1 protein-coding gene is annotated in these 812 nt (G+C 62.1%); it reads right to left on the reverse strand.

The window, feature by feature from the left end; all coding sequences use genetic code 11:
- Positions 1-733: transposase (locus AC58NV_RS23685; protein WP_497229324.1), on the reverse strand; the 733-nt coding region annotated here is incomplete at its 3' end.
- Positions 734-812: the final 79 nt, after the last annotated feature.

The raw sequence follows: 812 nt of genomic DNA on the forward strand, positions 1-812 counted from the left end.
TGAAGCACAGCACCGCACCCGTGCCAGGGGATTTCTTGTAGAGCCGTGCGTCCGGGTCACTGACCGAAGCATGGGTCGCATTCGAACGTTTCTCGCCCTTGAAGTTGACCTCGGGATTTCGGCTGCGGCGGTTGGAGCAGGACATTTGGTCAGTATCGGGTTCTGTTTGGGTAGGCTGTGCGACAGAGACATTGGATGCCGCGGGCGGGTCATCCGGCCCGTCACCGCCGGGCGGCGTGCCTGCGGCCTTCGGCTGGAAACTCTTCATCGACGCCCAGGCCCTGATGAGCGTGCCATCGACAGAGGAGTGGTGGTCCGACAGGAGTGGCGCGACTTCTTGATGCGCCAGAATGGCCGCCATCACCTTGCGTGACATATCGGCTGTCAGCAGCCGGTCGCGGTTCTTGGTGAACACCGTGGGAACCCAAACAGGCTCATCGATCCCGAGGCCGACAAACCAGCGGAACAGCAGATTATACTGCATCTGTTCCATCAGTTGCCGCTCGGAGCAGACCGAAAACAGGACTTGCAGCAGGCTGGCCCGGATCAGCCGTTCCGGCGGGATCGAGGGGCGGCCGAAGTCGGTGTAGAGCGCCTCGAACTCTGCATCCAGGCTGGCCAGCGCGTCATTCACGACCTGCCTGATCTTGCGGAGCGGGTGCCGCGCGGGGATGCGCTCTTCCAGATCGACATAGCTGAAAAGCGATCCGCTCGCTTCATCCGTCCCGCGCATCATCACCCCCGCCAAGTTGTGCTGAGGGTGAATCATGTTCCTCAGGCCGCGTCGAGCCCCGACTTCTTCAGCACCCTGT

The sequence above is a fragment of the Leisingera sp. ANG49 genome (genome assembly GCF_059694505.1).